19 protein-coding genes are annotated in these 17344 nt (G+C 50.7%); 2 read left to right on the top strand and 17 right to left on the bottom strand.

What is annotated here, in order from left to right; translation table 11 throughout:
- Positions 1-49: 49 nt before the first annotated feature.
- The 14 genes from purD to ACTOY7_RS07385 form a co-directional block, all read right to left on the bottom strand.
- Complete coding sequence (gene purD / locus ACTOY7_RS07450; protein ID WP_160280237.1) at positions 50-1321, bottom strand: phosphoribosylamine--glycine ligase; 1272 nt, start codon at positions 1319-1321, stop codon at positions 50-52.
- Between the two features lie 2 nt (positions 1322-1323).
- A complete protein-coding gene (gene purN, locus ACTOY7_RS07445; RefSeq protein WP_394684173.1) occupies positions 1324-1980 on the bottom strand; it encodes a phosphoribosylglycinamide formyltransferase in 657 nt (218 codons plus the stop codon).
- The gene (purM, locus tag ACTOY7_RS07440; RefSeq protein WP_300885143.1) at positions 1974-3005 is read right to left on the bottom strand and encodes a phosphoribosylformylglycinamidine cyclo-ligase; all 1032 of its coding nucleotides are present in this window, start codon (positions 3003-3005) and stop codon (positions 1974-1976) included. Before purM ends, purN begins: the two co-directional genes overlap by 7 nt.
- A 125-nt stretch (positions 3006-3130) precedes the next feature.
- Positions 3131-3640, bottom strand: coding sequence for a 5-(carboxyamino)imidazole ribonucleotide mutase (gene purE / locus ACTOY7_RS07435; protein ID WP_160280239.1), 510 nt, complete (start codon positions 3638-3640; stop codon positions 3131-3133).
- Positions 3609-5738 carry an aminopeptidase gene (locus ACTOY7_RS07430; RefSeq protein ID WP_482670392.1) on the bottom strand — a complete coding sequence of 710 codons (2130 nt, stop codon included), beginning with the start codon at positions 5736-5738 and terminating at the stop codon, positions 3609-3611. The genes purE and ACTOY7_RS07430 overlap by 32 nt, the downstream gene beginning before the upstream one ends.
- A complete protein-coding gene (locus ACTOY7_RS07425) occupies positions 5735-6109 on the bottom strand; it encodes a DUF6142 family protein (protein ID WP_482670391.1) in 375 nt (124 codons plus the stop codon). Before ACTOY7_RS07425 ends, ACTOY7_RS07430 begins: the two co-directional genes overlap by 4 nt.
- Positions 6069-6560, bottom strand: coding sequence for a VanZ family protein (locus ACTOY7_RS07420; RefSeq protein WP_160280242.1), 492 nt, complete (start codon positions 6558-6560; stop codon positions 6069-6071). The genes ACTOY7_RS07425 and ACTOY7_RS07420 overlap by 41 nt, the downstream gene beginning before the upstream one ends.
- Positions 6561-6610: 50 nt before the next feature.
- Positions 6611-6760, bottom strand: coding sequence for a hypothetical protein (locus tag ACTOY7_RS07415; RefSeq protein WP_016298665.1), 150 nt, complete (start codon positions 6758-6760; stop codon positions 6611-6613).
- 76 nt (positions 6761-6836) lie between these two features.
- The gene (pyrE, locus tag ACTOY7_RS07410; protein WP_482670390.1) at positions 6837-7523 is read right to left on the bottom strand and encodes an orotate phosphoribosyltransferase; all 687 of its coding nucleotides are present in this window, start codon (positions 7521-7523) and stop codon (positions 6837-6839) included.
- A 343-nt stretch (positions 7524-7866) separates the two neighbouring features.
- A complete protein-coding gene (locus tag ACTOY7_RS07405; protein ID WP_160280244.1) occupies positions 7867-8616 on the bottom strand; it encodes a transglycosylase domain-containing protein in 750 nt (249 codons plus the stop codon).
- 46 nt (positions 8617-8662) lie between these two features.
- Entirely contained in the window at positions 8663-11251 is a 2589-nt protein-coding gene (locus ACTOY7_RS07400) for an FtsX-like permease family protein (protein ID WP_482670389.1), read from the bottom strand.
- Positions 11248-12012 carry an ABC transporter ATP-binding protein gene (locus ACTOY7_RS07395; protein WP_160280246.1) on the bottom strand — a complete coding sequence of 255 codons (765 nt, stop codon included), beginning with the start codon at positions 12010-12012 and terminating at the stop codon, positions 11248-11250. The genes ACTOY7_RS07400 and ACTOY7_RS07395 overlap by 4 nt, the downstream gene beginning before the upstream one ends.
- A 224-nt stretch (positions 12013-12236) precedes the next feature.
- On the bottom strand, positions 12237-13226 hold the full coding sequence (locus ACTOY7_RS07390) for a sensor histidine kinase (protein WP_160280247.1): 990 nt from the start codon (positions 13224-13226) through the stop codon (positions 12237-12239).
- Positions 13213-13899, bottom strand: a complete 687-nt coding sequence (locus ACTOY7_RS07385) for a response regulator transcription factor (RefSeq protein ID WP_160280248.1) — start codon at positions 13897-13899, stop codon at positions 13213-13215. Before ACTOY7_RS07385 ends, ACTOY7_RS07390 begins: the two co-directional genes overlap by 14 nt.
- 477 nt (positions 13900-14376) lie before the next feature.
- On the opposite strand from ACTOY7_RS07385, the gene rplM reads away from it, so the two are divergent.
- Positions 14377-14805 carry a 50S ribosomal protein L13 gene (rplM, locus tag ACTOY7_RS07380; protein ID WP_482670388.1) on the top strand — a complete coding sequence of 143 codons (429 nt, stop codon included), beginning with the start codon at positions 14377-14379 and terminating at the stop codon, positions 14803-14805.
- Positions 14806-14831: 26 nt separating this feature from the next.
- Complete coding sequence (gene rpsI / locus ACTOY7_RS07375; RefSeq protein WP_125128432.1) at positions 14832-15224, top strand: 30S ribosomal protein S9; 393 nt, start codon at positions 14832-14834, stop codon at positions 15222-15224.
- Positions 15225-15332: 108 nt separating this feature from the next.
- Here the strand turns inward: rpsI and ACTOY7_RS07370 are convergent, their stop codons facing one another.
- The 3 genes from ACTOY7_RS07370 to ACTOY7_RS07360 form a co-directional block, all read right to left on the bottom strand.
- Entirely contained in the window at positions 15333-15491 is a 159-nt protein-coding gene (locus ACTOY7_RS07370; protein WP_300885147.1) for a DUF4368 domain-containing protein, read from the bottom strand.
- A gap of 216 nt (positions 15492-15707) precedes the next feature.
- Positions 15708-16154 (bottom strand): MATE family efflux transporter, encoded by a 447-nt coding sequence (locus tag ACTOY7_RS07365; protein ID WP_482670387.1) that lies wholly within the window; start codon positions 16152-16154, stop codon positions 15708-15710.
- Between the two features lie 130 nt (positions 16155-16284).
- Positions 16285-17163, bottom strand: coding sequence for a LysR family transcriptional regulator (locus ACTOY7_RS07360; protein ID WP_482670386.1), 879 nt, complete (start codon positions 17161-17163; stop codon positions 16285-16287).
- Positions 17164-17344 lie beyond the last annotated feature (181 nt).

Below are 17344 nucleotides of genomic sequence, written 5' to 3'. Positions count from 1 at the left end.
GTTGACTCCCGGCATCCTCTCGCCGCAGACTACTCCATTTTACGGCTCTTTACGCTTCATCTATAGCTTTCCCAATATCATGCCGCATATACTTATTTCCAAATTCCACCCAGTCCGTGGCCGCATATGCGTTCTCCCGGGCTTCTCTAAGGTTCCTTCCCTTGGCGGTAACTCCCAGCACGCGGCCGCCGTTAGTCACGATCCTGTCTCCGTCTGAACGGGTTCCCGCATGGAAGCAGTAATAACCCTCATGCTCCTTAAACTTTTCCAGCCCACTGATGGCAAAGCCCTTTTCGTATTTGAGCGGATATCCGTCTGATGCCAGTACCACACAGACTGCCGCATTGTCCTCAAATTCCAGCTCTACCTGTCCCAGGCAGCCGTCGATGCAGGCCTCCACCACTTCGATCAGATCATTCTTCATCCTGGGCAGTACCACCTGCGCCTCCGGATCCCCGAAACGCGCATTGTATTCCAGCACCCTGGGTCCGTCCTCCGTCAGTATCAGCCCGAAGAAGATCACACCCTTAAACGGCCGTCCCTCTTCCGCCATCGCGTCCACGGTCGCCTGATAGATATATTTTTCACAGAACCGCTCCACCTCTTCCGTATAGAAGGGGCTTGGAGAAAAGGTTCCCATTCCGCCTGTATTCAGACCTGTATCGCCGTCTCCTGCCCGCTTGTGGTCCTGGGCAGAGGTCATGGTCTTGATGGTCTTGCCGTCTACAAAGGAGAGCACTGACACCTCCCGGCCCACCAGAAATTCTTCCACCACCATCTCATTTCCCGCGGAACCGAACTTCTTATCCAGCATGATCGTCTTGACGCCTTCCTTTGCCTCTTCCAGGTTCTGGCAGATCAGAACGCCCTTGCCAAGAGCCAGTCCGTCCGCCTTCAGTACGATCGGAAACTTCGCCGTTTCCAGATAGGCAAGCGCCGCATCCGGGTCGGTAAAATTCTCAAAGGCCGCTGTAGGGATGTTGTATTTTTTCATCAGATTCTTGGAAAAAGCCTTGGAGCCCTCCAGGATCGCCGCGTTCTTCCGGGGTCCGAAGGTCCGGATTCCAGCAGCCTCCAACTCATCCACCAGCCCTCCTACCAGCGGATCGTCCATTCCTACGATGACCAGATCAATCCGGTTCTCCTTTGCAAATGCCGTAAGCTTATCGAACTCCATGGCGCCGATCGGCACACACTCGGCATACTCCGCAATCCCGGCATTTCCCGGCGCGCAGTACATCTTCTTTACTTTCGGGCTTTTCGCGGCGCTGGCCGCGATCGCATGTTCTCTGCCTCCGCTTCCCACAATCAATACGTTCATTTCTATAAACTTGCCTCCTGTCCGCTTCTCGTTGGTTCTTCTATGATCGTCTTTCCGTTTTCCACCTTGACCTTCCCGTTGGCGATCAGGTCAATGGCCCGTGGCAGGATCTTCCACTCCGCCTGCTCCATGACCCTGCGCTGCAGCTCCTTGGGAGTATCTCCCTGCCGCGCCTCCACCGCCTTCTGCAGGATGATCGGCCCGGTATCCGTGCCCTCGTCTACAAAATGCACCGTGGCGCCGACCACCTTCACCCCTCTGGCAAGAGCCGCCTCATGCACTCTCAGTCCGTAATATCCGGTTCCGCAGAAGGAAGGGATCAGAGAAGGATGGATGTTGATCATTCTGTTTCTATATTTTGATGTCATCTCCGGCGGGATCACTACCAGGAAACCTGCCAGCACCACCAGATCCGGCTCAAAGCCGTCCACCGTCTCCAAAAGCTTTTGATTGAACTGACCCCGGTTCTCAAAATCCTTCGGTGAAACACATGCCGCGGGAATGCCGTGTTGTGCGGCACGCTCCAGGGCATATGCATTTTTATTATTGCTGATGACGCCTGCCAGCCTTGTATTGGTAATGGTTCCGGCTTCCACCGCGTCAATGATGGCCTGCAGGTTTGTCCCGCCTCCGGAAACCATGACTACGACGTTTAACATAAGGACACCCCTTTTTCACCGGCTTCGATCTCTCCCACCACATAAGGAGTCTCACCTGCTGTCCGGATCGCTTCCATGGTCTTGTCCGCGTCTTCCGGATCCACCGCAAGCACCATCCCCAGGCCCATGTTGTAGGTGTTGTACATCATCTGCTCTTCGATGCCGCCGGTCCTGGCAAGCAGTTCGAAGATCGGAGGAATGGGATAGCTGTCCCTGCGGATGACCGCCCGGGTGCCATCCTTTAGCATCCTTGGAATATTCTCATAGAAACCGCCTCCGGTAATGTGGCTGCACGCCTTCACCGTTACCCCGGCCTCCCGGATGCTCCGAAGAGCCTTCACATAGATCTTGGTGGGAGCCAGCAGCGCCTCGCCCAGGGTGCATCCCAGACTGTCATGACGCGTTTCCAGAGCTTCCCTGGTCATATCAAAGACCTTCCGCACCAGAGAAAACCCGTTGCTGTGAACGCCCGAGGAGGCCATGCCGATGAGCACGTCTCCCGCCTTCAAGTCCTTTCCGGTGATCAGATCCTTTTCATCTACGATCCCCACCGCAAATCCGGCCAGGTCATATTCCTCCTCCGGATAAAAGCCTGGCATCTCTGCGGTCTCGCCGCCAATCAGAGCGGCATTTGACTGCTTGCAGCCCTCCGCGACCCCGCTTACGATTGCCGCGATCTTCTCAGGTTCATTTTTGCCGCATGCAATATAATCCAGAAAAAACAGCGGTTCGCCCCCCGCGCAGGCAATGTCGTTGACACACATCGCCACACAGTCGATCCCCACCGTATCGTGCCGATCCATGAGAAACGCCAGCTTCAGCTTGGTCCCCACGCCGTCCGTGCCGGATACCAGGGTCGGCTTTTCCATGCTTTTAAATCGTTCCATGGAGAATGCTCCGGAAAAACCACCCAGGTTCGTCAGAACCTCCGGACGCATCGTTCCCTGCACATGCTTCTTCATCAATTCCACTGCCTTATAGCCGGCCTCGATATCCACACCGGCAGCCTTGTAGTCTATTGCCATTGCTTTTTCTCCTTCTTCTGTCCTGTGAGCAGCATGCGCAAAGCCCTGTTGTCCCATGTCACATGACGTTGTAAACCCGCAGCATGCAGCTCTGATCTTCCTGCTTCTCAACGTGCCGGAAATCTTTATTGTGCCAGATACGCCTCGTAGCCGATCTCGTCCAGCTTCGCTGCCTTGGCCTGAACGGTTTCTTTCATTTCCGCCGTATATTCCTTGAGCCGATCCAAAAGCTCGGGTTCCGATACAGCCAGGATCTTCGCAGCCAGGATTGCCGCGTTCATGCCGCCGTCGATCGCCACCGTTGCCACCGGAATGCCTGGGGGCATCTGTACGATGGAATACAGCGCGTCCATCCCGTCCAGATTCTTTCCGGACAGCGGAACTCCGATGACCGGCATCGGGAACAGCGCCGCGCACATACCTGGCAGATGGGCCGCCATACCTGCCCCCGCGATGATCACCCTGATTCCTTTTCCTTCTGCCGCCTTCGCCCATTCAAAAAACACATCCGGTTCCCGATGCGCGGAGATGATCGTCATCTCATACTCGATCCCAAACTTCTCTAACTGCTTTGCAGCCTTGCTCATAACCTTTAAGTCTGAGTCACTGCCCATTACAATTCCTACCTTCGGCATCCTTTTCCCACCTTTCTAATGGTTCGTTGAGCACTTCCGTTCCCGGGAGTACAAATCTTCCGTTCTTCAACAGTATAATTCTTTTTCCTTCTTTTGTCACTACACTGATTTCATCCAGCTCCTCATAGGGAATCGTGATATCTGTATGACACTGGAAATACGCCTTCTCCGGGTCCTCCTTCCGAAGCCTGGAAATGGAATTGTCCTTCGCCACGATCTCCTTTCCGTTGGGATTATAGACCCTCACATCCTCGCTCCAGCTGTAGCAGGTATCGCCCACCGCAAAGTGGGGGCCTGTCTTTTCCGCAATGAGGATCGGCAGCTTTTCCTCGATCTGATACTTCCTGCCTGCCACGTAAGCGGTGGTATTGGTCCCGATCGCGAACTCTCCCAGCGGCAGCGTCGGATGGTCGTGGAGCACATTGTCGCTGACATACTTCCGGTTATCCTCTTCATTTTCAAAGTTGGAACAGGTATAATCCGTGATCCTGCCTTCCCGGAAGGTCAGCTTCAGATCCCTGTACTGCAGCTCGTTCAGGTACACCCTGCTCACGTGCAGAACCCCTTGTGTCCCTTCCAGGACCGGGGAGGTGAAAATCTCGCCCACCGGGATATTGACGTCTGCCACACAGTTTTCGAAGACCGTCTCTTTTTCCGGATCCTCCAGAGTATGCAGCTTCACTCTGATATCCGTCTCGTTCTTCCCTTTTCCCAGTACATGGACGTACTCTCCCTGATCCAGAGCGTCGATCATCCTCTGCTGTACAGTCTCATAAAGCTTGGCATCCAGGGTATTGATCCGGATGACTTCATCAAAGATCTCCGCATACTGCTCTCCGATCTCCGGAACCGGAAACGCGATAATCGTGAAGCTCCGTTCCTCCCCCTTGATATATTGGTTTGTGATCTGCCCGGATCTGCTGTCATATGCCAGGGATAAGCTTCGCTGTGCTTCTGTATAGGTGTTGGCTTCCTTTTTCACCTGCGGAGAAAAAGGGTTCTCTCCAAATGTCTCGATCAGTGCCGGGCCCGCATACTGCGCTGCCTGTCTCTTGCTCTCCTCGTACACATGCCGGACCACATCCAGCTTCCGCTCCATATACCGCTTGTCCAGGAACAGCGCCTCATCCTGGCGGTGGTCATATTCGTACTGCTTATTCGCGGCAGCTCCCCAGAAACCGACCTTTCTCTGTCCGCACTTTGTCACCACGCTGGAAGCCGCACGGTAAATGACCGGGGCCAGACCCATTTTTTCAAAATTCTCGATCGCCAGCTTGACTACCCGCTCAAATCCCAGACGATAACGGATATCTACCACTGATTTTTTTGACAGGTCCTTTCCCGTATTAATAAAGCCGATCCGATAGCCTTCCGTATAGACGTCCGCCATCTTTTTCAGAGTCTCCAGCGGCAGGCTTCTCAGATGCCTTGCGGTTCCCAGCTCATTTTCTGTAATGTATTCCCCGAAGCGGTACAGATACCTCTCATCGTCCAGGTCTTCACAGAGCACCACATCCGCCGCAAAGGACTGCATGGGATAGAGCTGTTCCTCAATCCGATCTGTCAGGAAGACATCGCAGTAATCGCTGGCATACCAGTAGAAGATGTCCTGTATGCTCTCAGGCTTTGGAATCCCGCCTTCAAAATGATTGTAGACCTGGATCAGCAGTTCGTTCAGGATCGTCAGATAATCGGGCCTGCACTCGAAGGCATAGGCGATCCCGCCGCGAAGCTCCGTATACAGGAAGCTGAGCAGCTTTCCCATTTCTTCCCCGAAGACGGACACGGCATACTCCGGATTGGCATAGCTTTTTTCATAATGGTCCGGCAGGATGTCCGCATATAAGGCAAGATTCCCCTCCTGCAGCTCTTCCAGGCTGAGTTTGTGCCAGGAGCCGTCCATGATCTGCCTGGTGATCTCTGTCAGCCCCAGGGCAAATCCCGCCATCTGCCGGAAATAATCCCGAAACGGCTCCGCCGTGGTGTCCTCCGCCTGCATCTCCTTCAATCTTGCGACCGACAGGTCATACCTTTCCTGATATCCTTCCTTTTCAGACTCCGGCGCTCCCTCCGGAATCTGGCCTTGGTTTTCACTCATTTCCTAACTCCTCCACAAAAAATAATGATCAGGCCGAGCAGGATCAGCAGATTCGCCGCGATCCCGAGCCTGCAGAAGATATATCTCTTTTCTCTCTCCCGAAATCCTTTTACACCTGCCCGTACTCCCAGAGCGGAAAATATCATTGCCATGATACCGAATCCGCCGATAAATCCCGCGGCCGCGCCATGCTTCCAGTACGCGATCCCCACTGCCCCCGCGAGAAGCAGAAAAGAGCCGGAAGCATACCAGCAGGAATGCGCGCCCATGTGGGAATATTTCATAGGGGCCTGTCCGTACTTCCTGGTCCCCCACTTTTTTCTCCCCCTGTCACGAATCCGCTTTTTTGTATAGTTTGCGCTTCTGGCCATAACACTTTCTCCTTATGATATTGCAGATCAAAAATAAAATGTATCCCAGAACACCTCCCAGGGTATTCAGAAGCAGGTCATCCACGTCAAAGCTTCCGACCCTGGCAAATAGCTGAAAGATCTCCACCCCCAGGCTCAGAGCGAAGCTGTAGAACAGTGTCTGGAAAAATCCTCTGCTCGTGCTTGCCATAGATATGAAAAATCCATACGGCACAAAGATCAGGATATTTCCGAACAGATTAGCAAATACGGCAAATACCCCCAGCTCCTCCCTGTATTCGATAAAGCGCATGATCTCCTTGAACAGCACCAGGTTATACCGATACCCTTCCGATGGCTCCGTGCGTCCGTACCACTCCGCAAAGCACAAAAAATACACCAGAAATGCAATATAAAGTACAAACATTACTTTTCCAAGAATGCGGTACCTTCTAACTTGTCTCTGACTCAAAATAATACTCCTTCAGATTGTCTCCCGTCCGGTCCCGGCCGGACAGCCCCTTAAAATGTGATCTCTCCCCGATGCTTCAAAAGCCGTGCGCCGTTCACGATGGTGATCACCCCGGATGTGATCCCGATCACGATCATCACGATCCCAAATGCAATATTCATTCCGCCGGATGACGTCATTGTTTTATATGCTCTCTCCATGCAATCATGCTCCTTTGATAGTATTTGTGCTTGGCAGTCCAAAAGCCGCCGCTTTCATAGCGGCCTCCGTTACCGGTCACGCTGTAACCTTCACACCATATGTATTATAATATGCATCAATCGCTGATTTTAATGTATCATCGATCACGATTTGTCCGCCGCATTCCTGATTGTAGAGACACTCTACTACTTCTTCCATACTTACGAGCGCCGCCGTGTCAAATCCATAAAGGTCTTTGATCTCATCCAGCGCGCTCTTCTGTCCGCCTTTTCCGACCTCCATGCGGTTCAGGGACACGATCAGCCCCTTCACCTCCACGTCAGCCTGGGCTTTCAGGATGGGGAAGGTTTCCTCAATCGACTTGCCGGACGTGGTCACATCCTCAATGATCACTACCCTGTCGCCGTCCTGCAGCTTACTTCCCAGCAGGATTCCCGTATCCCCATGGTCCTTGGTCTCCTTCCGGTTGGAGCAGTACCGCACGTCCTTGCCGTACAGCCTGCTGATTGCGATCGTCGTCGCCACGGACAGTGGAATCCCCTTGTATGCGGGCCCGAACAGTACGTCAAAATCCAGCCCGTAATTGTCATAGATTGCTTTTGCGTAGTATTCTCCCAGCTTCTGGAGCTGGGTTCCCGTCACATAAGCGCCCGCATTCATGAAAAACGGAGATTTTCTTCCGCTCTTTAATGTGAAGTCACCGAATTGAAGCACCTTGCTTTCCACCATAAATTCAATAAATTCTCTCTTATAGCTCTCCATAGTCCTGCTTCTCCTTCTTTTTGAGTTTCACTTATTATCTTCTCTCAAAATACTTTTTCAATCTTATCCGATCGTCCTGCGCAAAACGGATATCTTATTTTATATCCTATCGCACAGTTCTGTACTAAACGTCACCTCATTCTAACATATCATTTCCAAAATAACAATTAAGAAACAGGATTTTGCGGGTAATTTTACCATTTGCATAGAGACGAAACACTGCAGACCGCTTTTCTGTATCATTTTGTCATACAGGAAGCCTGCCGATGGCAGCCTTTCTGCATACGATGGTATGAGAAAAGCCGACCGGAAACGAAGAGATCCGATCAGCTTTCTACAAATTCTATTCTTCAAAACCACTGCCGGACAGGCCCTGCTGCTGAATCAGCTCTGCCTCCTCCTGCGTGATCACATGGTGCCTGACCATGCTCTGCAGCACCAGGACCACGCGTCGGGCGGCCAGCTCCCGGCTGATATCCGGGGAATACATGGAAGGCGCGTTGGGCACCCCGGCCAGCATGGCGGCTTCGTAATCCGTCACTTCTTCAGGCAGCTTCCCGAAGTAACCCATAGAAGCCGCATAGATTCCCTCATAGCCGCTGCCGAAATTGGCCGTATTGACATACAGTTCAAAGAGTTCCTCTTTAGTATAGTTCTTTTCCATATCATATGCCGCAAATACCTCCGCGACTTTTCGCTCTATTCGCTTCTCCTGCGTAAAAAGCATGTTTTTCGCAATCTGCTGAGTAATCGTACTTCCGCCTTCCACATAAGACATTTCCCGGATATCCGTCCATGCGGCGCGCGCGACCGCGATCGGATCAATTCCCGAATGGGACATAAATCGGTGGTCCTCCACGGATATGACGGCTTCTACATAAAAATCAGACATCTCAGAATAGACCGTAAAGTTTTCCTTCGCGCGGATCTCCTCCACACGCTCTTTAATAGAAGTCTGAGATATGGCGTCCTGGTACATCCGATATCCTTTCACTCCGAAAAAAGCGCCGACTGCCCCTGCCATTCCCAAGGCAAGGAGTAGCATGGTAAATATAAATTTTCGGATCGGATGTCTTTTTCTTCTTCTCTTCACTATCCTGTCAATTCCTTTCCGTACTTTTGACCTGCCGTTTCCGGTATCAGGTCATCTCATCACGCAGTGCGTCAATGATATTTTCCTTTCTGATCTTACTTACAGCATACATCATTGTGACGAATATTACAAGGAATACACTAAGAACACTGATCCCGATGCCAGTCCACGGTAGAATAAAGGCTGTGTCGTCCGTTGACATGGTCTTAACGATCAGCACGGAAGCCAGCAGTGACAGAGGGATCCCGATGGCCAGCGCCTTGATGCCGTAAAGCGCGCATTCAAAACGCATCATTTTATTAAAATCCTTATCCGACATTCCCACGGAGCGCAGCATTGCCAGCTCCCGCCTGCGCAGCTTGATGTTAGTAGAGATCGTATTGAACACATTGGCCGCCGCGATCAGTGAGATCAGAGCAATAAAAAGCCAGGCAAATACGTTGGCGATAAAGAGGTAATTTCGATACTGCTCAAATGCCTCGCTGCTGTTTATCAGTGTATAGGAATATGATATTCCTTCATCGATCACGACCTGGCGCATTTCCTCTACAGCCTGAGACGCGTTTTCCGCTTCAAAGCACATCCCCTTGACTCTAAGCTCCGCCGGAAGATCCGAAGGCGCCAGTGTTTCCTTCACTGACCAGGGGGCAATGATCTCCAACGTATAGGGCAGTGTTTTCTGCCCGGCGGCATCCACAATCGGCGGAATGTCAGGCGGAACAAACTCTGCAGGCGTTATGGTGACATTCTGCTCCTGTCCTGTTGTTCCATCCGTCATTTTGGGGGAAATGGCAAGTTCCACGGAAGCACTTTGAAACATATCCGCAAGGTCTTCAGCGCCTTTCACATTGTCGCTGTCGTCGTTGATCTTGGCGACGGCAATCCGTTTCCCGTTTTGGCCCATATACTCTGCCGCCGGCAGTCCCAGCTTTTCAACCAGCTTCTGATAAAACGCGTCGTCAAAAAAATGCACTTCCAGCAGAAGCTCCTGATCCTCCCGCGCGAAGCCTCCGCCCGACGCTTCCCAGTATGCATCCGTAAGCAGATCCGGAGAAGCCTTGCAGGAAAAAGCGATGGCCGCCCGGCAGGAGCTTTCCGAAATACCGGATATTGTTTTCATCTTGTCATAAAGGCGGAACAGTTCTTCATCCTCCATCTCCCGCGTCCCGAACCCTATATCATAATCAGACACAGTTTTTAACCCGTCCGCCGACTGCTGCATGCTTTCGATCAAAGCATTGGCAGATACAAACAATACGATACTCAGTACCAGGGAAAGCACGATACTCCGGTAACGCTTCCGGTTTCGTTTGAAATTTTTCAGGGCAAGGGTTCCTTCCAGGCCGTACATGCGCTGCTTTCTCTGAGAGATTTCCATCGCCCCGGATTCCACTTTGATCTCATTGGTCTGCCGGATGCATTCCATCACCGGCAGGCTGACTGCTTTTTTCGCCGGCAGCCAGGCTGAGATCAGGATCGTAACCAGGCTGACCGCGGTCGCGCCTGCCACCGCCGGGAGAGATACCTTTGTCATAAGCGGAACCCCTGTGTACAGAACGGCGCCAAACCGGCCGGATACTACGGAGATCACGCCCCGGATGCACCCCAGGCCTGCCAGGATACCGATGGGAATCCCCGCCGCGCCGATGCACAGTCCTTCAAAAAGAACGGAATTGCGCAGCTGCTTCTCCGTAGCCCCCACAGAGGCCAGCACCCCGATCTCCCGGATCCGTTCGCTCAGTGAGATGCTGAAGGAATTATAGATCAGAAAAACCGAGCCGATCATAATGATCGCCAGCACGATTCCCCCGAAGGAATATAAAAACGCCATAAACACCTTGTCCGACGGCCTGTCTGAAATTCCCATAATGCGCAGCACATCATAATTCAGCATGCAGGGATATCCGGCTTTTACCTGATCCGTATAGGAATACACCTTACGCATCTGATCCAGCGTGACAAACAGACTGAGCGGATTGTAGCCGGACGCCGCATCTGTCTTTGTGATGAGTGTACATCCCGGGGATTCCTCGGTCTCAAACACCGGGGTCCTGCAGATTCCGACTACCGTATAGGTCTTCTCCTTCCGGGGCAGAAAGTTCTCCGCTCCGGCCTCGTATGGATCGGCCTGGCTCAGCTCCTGCTCTCCCCGCATACGGCTTCCCACAAAAAGCTCCAGTGTGCTGCCTGTTTTGCCGGAAATGCCGCATTCTTTCATAGCGCTTCCGGACACAAGTATCTCCCCGTCATTTTCCGGGAGCCGCCCGGACAGCAGCGTGATGGGCAGAGCCTGGAAGGTCTCCTCCTGAAATCCGGCAATGAAAAGATAGGGCCTGCCGGGATCAGTCTCGTTCTCCGACTTTGCATAACCGATATTTTCAAAGGTCACTGTGTCCGTTACCTCTTTGTCCTTGGAGCGTTCCTGCACAAAGGAATCATCTACATTCAAAAACGCGGCGCTCCACCCTCCGTACTTCTGTATGGCTCCCCGCGCCATATAGTCCAGCAGTGATACGCCGAAGGTGGTCACCCCTGTGATCATCACCGTAGACAATACCACACCAATGATAGTTACGAGGGTCCGTGCGCGGTTCTTTTTCAGCCCCTCCAGGGCGATTTTATGAAAAATATTCATGGCCGCTTCACCTGCCTTTTGCTCACCTCATCTTCGCTGTCCGGCCGTGTTTCTATTCTGTCCGGGATCCGGGCCTTCGAAGCCGTCTGCCGTTCATCCTGCAGGATCATCCCGTCTGAAATACGGATGATGCGGTCTGCCTGGAGGGCGATATTTTTATCGTGGGTGACCAGGATCAATGTCTGCCCATATTCCTTGTTGCTCTTTTTCAAAAGCTTTACGATCTCATGTCCGTTCCGGCTGTCCAGGCTTCCGGTCGGCTCGTCGGCAAGCATCACCTGAGGCGCGTTCATCAGAGCACGTCCGATGGCGACACGCTGCTGCTGTCCGCCGGAAAGCTGGTTGGGGAGATGCGTCTGACGGTCCTCCAAACCAAGCAGATGCAGCAGGTCATTCAGCCGTTTCTGATTCACCTTCCGTCTGTCCATCAGCACCGGCAGGGTGATATTTTCCACCACATTGAGGGTGGGGATCAGGTTATGGAACTGATAGATCAGCCCCACCTGCCGTCTCCGGAAGATGGCCAGCTTCTCGTTGCTCTGATCATATACATCCTGCCCGTTCAGATAAATTTTTCCCTTTGTAGGCACGTCTACCCCGGCAATGGCGTGGAGCAGCGTGCTTTTTCCGGAACCGGAAGAACCGATGATTGCGGTAAACTCGCCCTTTTCAATCGTCAACGAGACACCGTTCAGCGCAACGACCTGGTTTTCGTTCTTGCCGTAAACCTTGTATAAATTTTCCACTTTCAAAAAATCCATAATGTGAACCTCCTTTAATTTATGGACGTTCATAACCGGATAATCTCTGGATTTCTTCTGTCATAAATGTTAAATACGCACTTCTCAAATATGGCATTATGCCGAGACGTCCGGTTCTGAACTTTTTTTATCATAGGATTTCACACTTACATTTTCGTGACTTTTTTGTGAGAGATTCGTCACATTTCCATTCGTAAAAATTTCAATTCGTATACAGCTTCCCGTTATTTTGGAAAGCGGATGATAAAGACCGCGCCGCCCTGAGGATGATTCTCCGCGGTCACCACCCCTCCCTGCCGGGTGATGATCGTTCTGCAAAGCGCCAGTCCGATGCCGTATCCTGCCGCCCTGGAATTTTTCCCTCTGTAAAAACGATCAAATAAGGAGCACAACTCTATTTCTTCAAACCCTGCTCCATTATCATGAATCGTAAGCTCCGTATACAGCAGATTGTCTTCACAGGCAATTTCGATCCGCCCCTGGTCGCCGGCGCTTTCCATGCAGTTTTTCAAAATATTCCGGATTGCCTCTGCCATCCAGTCCGAATCCCCCTGGATCTCAATCCCCTCCGGCACTTCCGTCCGTAACGCAATACTGTGCAGCTCCATCGGGATCAGAAGCGGACGAAGGGCTGCATCTATCAGCCCTCGAACATCCACTGGTCCGCTTCGGAATACGGCAATGCCTGCGTCCAGACGGGATAATTTTAATAAAGAAGTGATGAGCCAGTCCATCTGCGCCAGCAGCTCCTCTGTCTCCTGCAGCAATTCCCTGCGCTCTGTTTCCTCCGGGTTGTTTTCCAGCAATGACAGGATCAGGTTTACGGAGGTCAGAGGGGTGCGGAGCTGATGGGCAATATCTGCCAGCGAATCAGCAAGATTCTCCTTCTCCTTTTTCAGGGCCGCATTCTGTTCCCGAATGCGCTGTGTCATTTTCGTGATCTCGCTGCGCAGGATCGAAAGCTCTCCCTCCTCGGATTCGCTGATAAACAGATAGTCCGCATTGTGCAGCACCAGATCAATCTGCTCTGAAATCTCCGCAATACTTCGATACCTCGCTCTGGTAAACACATAGAACAGAATTCCGAATACAAAGGCAGACAAGACGGCAAGCAGCCCTGCCGGCCTGTTAATCAGAAATCCCGCTGCTGTAAAAGCCACGGCGATCACGAAAAAGCAAACGACAAACCGCCGGTATTCTTTATTTCGAAGCATACCTGTCCCCCAATCGATATCCAGTCCCGTGAACCGTCAGGATCATCTCCGGGTTGGACGGATCTTCTTCCATCTTCTCCCGAAGACGTTTGATATATACAGTCAGTGTATTGTTTGTGACGAATTCGCCTGCCGCGTCCCAAAGCTCACCCAGAAGGCGGTCCCTTGTGAGGATTGCTTTCGGATTGCTGACGAACATCAGCAGCAGACGGTATTCCAGGGCGGACAGTGGGATCTCCCTGCCGTCCTTTTTTACAATACCGGCAGTTGTGTCCACATAGAGCCCGTCCGCTTCATAGACAGTGGAAACACGTTCGCCCCGCCGCAGAGCTGTCCGTATCCGCGCCACCAGCTCCCTGGGACGGAATGGCTTGGTGATATAGTCGTCCCCTCCCATGTTTAACCCGGTCACTACACTGGCCTCATCCCCAGAAGCCGTCAAAAAGATCACGGGGATATCCTGCACTTCTTTGATCTCCGTACAGACCGTAAATCCGTTTCCGTCCGGCAGAGAGATATCCACCAGCCCCAGATCAAACTTTTGTTTTCCCAGCATGTCGAATGCCTGCTGCCGTGTCGGAGCGTGAGCGACTGTAAAGCCCTCCGCGCTGAGCAGTCTGGTCAGATTTTTGGCAATCGTCATATCATCTTCTACTAAAAAAATCTGTTTCAATTTTTTATCCTCCTGAACTGTCAAGCAGAATATGGGACACACCATCACCATGCGGCCCTGTGCCTCATATAGCGTTACCGCAAGCACCCGGTCAGTATGTGAACAGTCACCCATATAGCCGCAGTCCGTAGCCTGTTGTCAAATAATTCTTGCATTCTCCTCAAGGACATCATATCATATCTTTATGGTTTTCTCAATGAATCACAGAATATGGAGAGGGTCTACCATTGGAACGCTTTAGAAAAGCAACGGCAGCAGGCACGTCAAGAATTGCGGAAATACTCATTATTTATATTTTGCGTTGAAGAAAGTAAAGTTTATCCGCAAAAAATGTTGACATTCCATTTTAAGCGTACTATAATATTACAGCGTGAAAAAGGGAGAAACAGTATACACCAAAGCCCCGGAGTATACTGATTTCATATAAAAACAGATATCAAAATGAAAGATTAACAGAAAATAACAGGAGGAACCCCCATGAAAACTTATATGGCTAATCCAGACAAGATTGAAAGAAAATGGTATGTGGTTGACGCTGAAGGCTGCACATTAGGACGTCTTGCTTCCGAAGTGGCAAAAGTGTTAAGAGGCAAGAATAAGCCGGAATTTACCCCACATGTTGATACAGGCGATTATATAGTAGTTGTAAATGCAGAGAAGATAAAAGTAACAGGCAAGAAGCTGCAGCAGAAGATCTATTATAACCATTCCGAATATGTAGGCGGAATGAGAGAGACCACTCTGGCAGAGATGATGCAGAAGAAGCCTGAGAAGGTAGTGGAACTGGCTGTAAAGGGAATGCTTCCGAAAGGACCTTTGGGAAGGGCAATGATTAAGAAGCTTCATGTATATGCTGGTCCGGAGCATGCACAGCAGGCTCAGAAGCCAGAAGCATTGACATTTTAAGGAAAGGTTGAAAGGAGGACATTACAGTGGCTAATGCAAAATATTACGGAACAGGAAGAAGAAAAAAATCTATCGCAAGAGTATATCTGGTACCTGGTACAGGTAAGATCACTATAAATAAAAGAGATATCGACGATTATCTGAGTCTGGAGACCTTGAAAGTCGTTGTTCGCCAGCCCCTCGTTGCAACAGAAACAACCGACAAGTTTGACGTACTTGTCAATGTACATGGCGGCGGTTACACCGGACAGGCCGGAGCAATCCGCCACGGTATCTCCCGCGCCCTGCTCGAAGCAGATCCGGAGTACAGGCCGATCCTCAAAAAAGCCGGCTACCTGACCCGTGACCCGAGAATGAAAGAAAGAAAGAAATACGGTCTCAAAGCGGCTCGTCGCGCTCCGCAGTTCAGCAAGCGTTAATCGGCTGTTCAAACCGTATCAAAATTGCTCAAAAACCCCGGAAAATCAAATGTTTACGGTTAGGCGGTATAGCCCTGATTACAAGGGCTGTACCGTTTTTTCGAGTTCCTATGCGCCTAGCCGTTTCGGTTGCGTGGCAGAAAGGAAATTGATTTCTCCCACAAAATTGAAAACAATATCCACTTTCTGTACCCGTTTCCCGTCCACCTTTTTCGGCACATGGACTATGATTTTCTTGATAGATCTCCGCCTAGTACAATGTTGCATTAATTTTGAAGTAATAAGTGTTCGACGTTCATGTCAATACAAGGCGGAGGAAGGAGGCGATGCCGGCAGCATCGTTGACTGACTCCAACGCAGTAATGGCATGGACAGCGAGCACTTATTACTCAATTATTAATGCGACATTGTACTAGTACAGCATTGCGTAATTAACGGTGAATTCTGCACCTGCTATTTCTGCCAGTTCTGCGTTGTCGTCAATCAACGATACCACCGCATCCCTCCGGCCGGCATGATGACAAAGCTCTGGAGCCAGATATAGATCACATAAATTCCAGGTGCCACTGCGGACAGTGACAGGAGGATATTGTTCATGCCAAAGGCGAGGACGGAGATCAGACACTGCGACAGCGCCACCGGAACACCGACTTTAATGATTTCTGCCATCATGCTTCCATCCGGCAGGAATCCTTTCTTCTCGAAACGGACTTCTTTGTTGAAATGTAAATTCATCCAGAAACCTGCCACCGCTGCTACAGCCTGCGCAATCACAGTCGCATATGCCGCCCCTGCAATCCCCATGGCAGGAAGCCCAAACCAGCCAAAGATCATAACAGGGTCAAGCACAATATTTACCACTGCTCCTGTCAGCATGGAAACCATGGTGAGATTTGCCTTTCCGGGCGCCGATAAAAGCCTCTCCATCATGACCTGATGCTTCTCCAGTTAAAGAGATTATCGCACAGATTTCGAGACTTGTAAAAACGCTAGGCTTACAGTTAAAGTAACCTTCCCTTACCAGCTTCCTGGCCATATCTGAAAATACACGTTTCGATTTCTATTCTAACAATTCAGATTTCAATTTTTCAAGCAGTCGTTCGGCAATGGGGGTAAAGATTTGGTATTTTTTCCAGATTAAATATATCTTTGTTTCAAGCTTCGGCGTGAGGGGACGGAAAACAAGTCCGCTTTCAGGGTTTGTGTCAATCAAATGTTCAAAGGTCAAAAGATAGCCAAGTCCTTCTTTCACAAAAAGCGATCCGTTATATGATAGCCGAAACGACCCTTCAAGGTGTAATTTATCCATGCTGTTGCCACACCATTTGGAAATATCATTGATCCATCCCTGTTCTGAACAAAAAAGAGGGAGTCCAAATAAGTCATCCACGCAGATGGCTTCTTTTTCCGCCAATGGACAGTTCTCTGGCATAACAACACCCCAAAGATCAGCATGGGGAAAGGTCAAATAATGATATTTCGCAGTATTGGGTTCCTGTGCTAATACGGCAAAGTCAATGATACCTTTATCCAGTTTTTCCGTAACTTGTTCCGTGTCGCCGCTGGTGATATGATAACGCAGAGCAGGGTAAGCCTCCTTGAATCTTCTGATTGTGGCAGCGAGGTATCTAATCTGGTAGGATTCCGCCAGACCGAAGTAAACATCCCCGCCCAGAACATCATCTAAGGTAAGAAATTCCATTGTGATTTTGTCAGCCATTTTTATCAGGTCTTCTGCCCGTTTTCGAAGCAAAACACCTTCCTCAGTCAACTGTATGCTAAAGCTATGGCGCGTGAACAGTTTTTTCCCAAGCTCATCTTCAAGCGCTTTTAACTGCTTGGAGAGTGTGGGCTGGGTAACGTGAAGCAGCTCTGCTGCACGGGTCATGTTTTCTTCTCTTGCCACGGCAAGAAAATATTTCATGGTTCGCAGTTCCATTTTGCCCTCCTGTGATATTCCTGAAATTTATATCACGATATAAATTATAGCCATTAGCAAAATGGAAGTCAAGGGGATATAACCCAAAACCCGGGAAAAGGAGACTCGAAACGTTTGGTTTCGGTTAGAGTCGGGTCATAAAGACACCACAAATACTGTTATTATAAGGCTTTTTGGACAT

It is taken from the genome of Schaedlerella sp. (assembly GCF_056796775.1).
Note: the sequence above shows the minus strand (reverse complement) of the source record. Positions and strands in the feature narration are given on the sequence as shown.

Coding starts and splice junctions, on each gene's coding strand:
- pyrE (WP_482670390.1), bottom strand. CDS start 7,523: ATGGAGAGCTATAAGAGAGAATTTATTGAATTTATGGTGGAAAGCAAG.
- purD (WP_160280237.1), bottom strand. CDS start 1,321: ATGAACGTATTGATTGTGGGAAGCGGAGGCAGAGAACATGCGATCGCG.
- ACTOY7_RS07415 (WP_016298665.1), bottom strand. CDS start 6,760: ATGGAGAGAGCATATAAAACAATGACGTCATCCGGCGGAATGAATATT.
- ACTOY7_RS07400 (WP_482670389.1), bottom strand. CDS start 11,251: ATGAATATTTTTCATAAAATCGCCCTGGAGGGGCTGAAAAAGAACCGC.
- ACTOY7_RS07370 (WP_300885147.1), bottom strand. CDS start 15,491: ATGCAACATTGTACTAGGCGGAGATCTATCAAGAAAATCATAGTCCAT.
- purN (WP_394684173.1), bottom strand. CDS start 1,980: ATGTTAAACGTCGTAGTCATGGTTTCCGGAGGCGGGACAAACCTGCAG.
- ACTOY7_RS07390 (WP_160280247.1), bottom strand. CDS start 13,226: ATGCTTCGAAATAAAGAATACCGGCGGTTTGTCGTTTGCTTTTTCGTG.
- purM (WP_300885143.1), bottom strand. CDS start 3,005: ATGGCAATAGACTACAAGGCTGCCGGTGTGGATATCGAGGCCGGCTAT.
- ACTOY7_RS07425 (WP_482670391.1), bottom strand. CDS start 6,109: ATGGCCAGAAGCGCAAACTATACAAAAAAGCGGATTCGTGACAGGGGG.
- ACTOY7_RS07365 (WP_482670387.1), bottom strand. CDS start 16,154: ATGATGGAGAGGCTTTTATCGGCGCCCGGAAAGGCAAATCTCACCATG.
- ACTOY7_RS07395 (WP_160280246.1), bottom strand. CDS start 12,012: ATGGATTTTTTGAAAGTGGAAAATTTATACAAGGTTTACGGCAAGAAC.
- ACTOY7_RS07360 (WP_482670386.1), bottom strand. CDS start 17,163: ATGGAACTGCGAACCATGAAATATTTTCTTGCCGTGGCAAGAGAAGAA.
- ACTOY7_RS07430 (WP_482670392.1), bottom strand. CDS start 5,738: ATGAGTGAAAACCAAGGCCAGATTCCGGAGGGAGCGCCGGAGTCTGAA.
- purE (WP_160280239.1), bottom strand. CDS start 3,640: ATGCCGAAGGTAGGAATTGTAATGGGCAGTGACTCAGACTTAAAGGTT.
- rplM (WP_482670388.1), top strand. CDS start 14,377: ATGAAAACTTATATGGCTAATCCAGACAAGATTGAAAGAAAATGGTAT.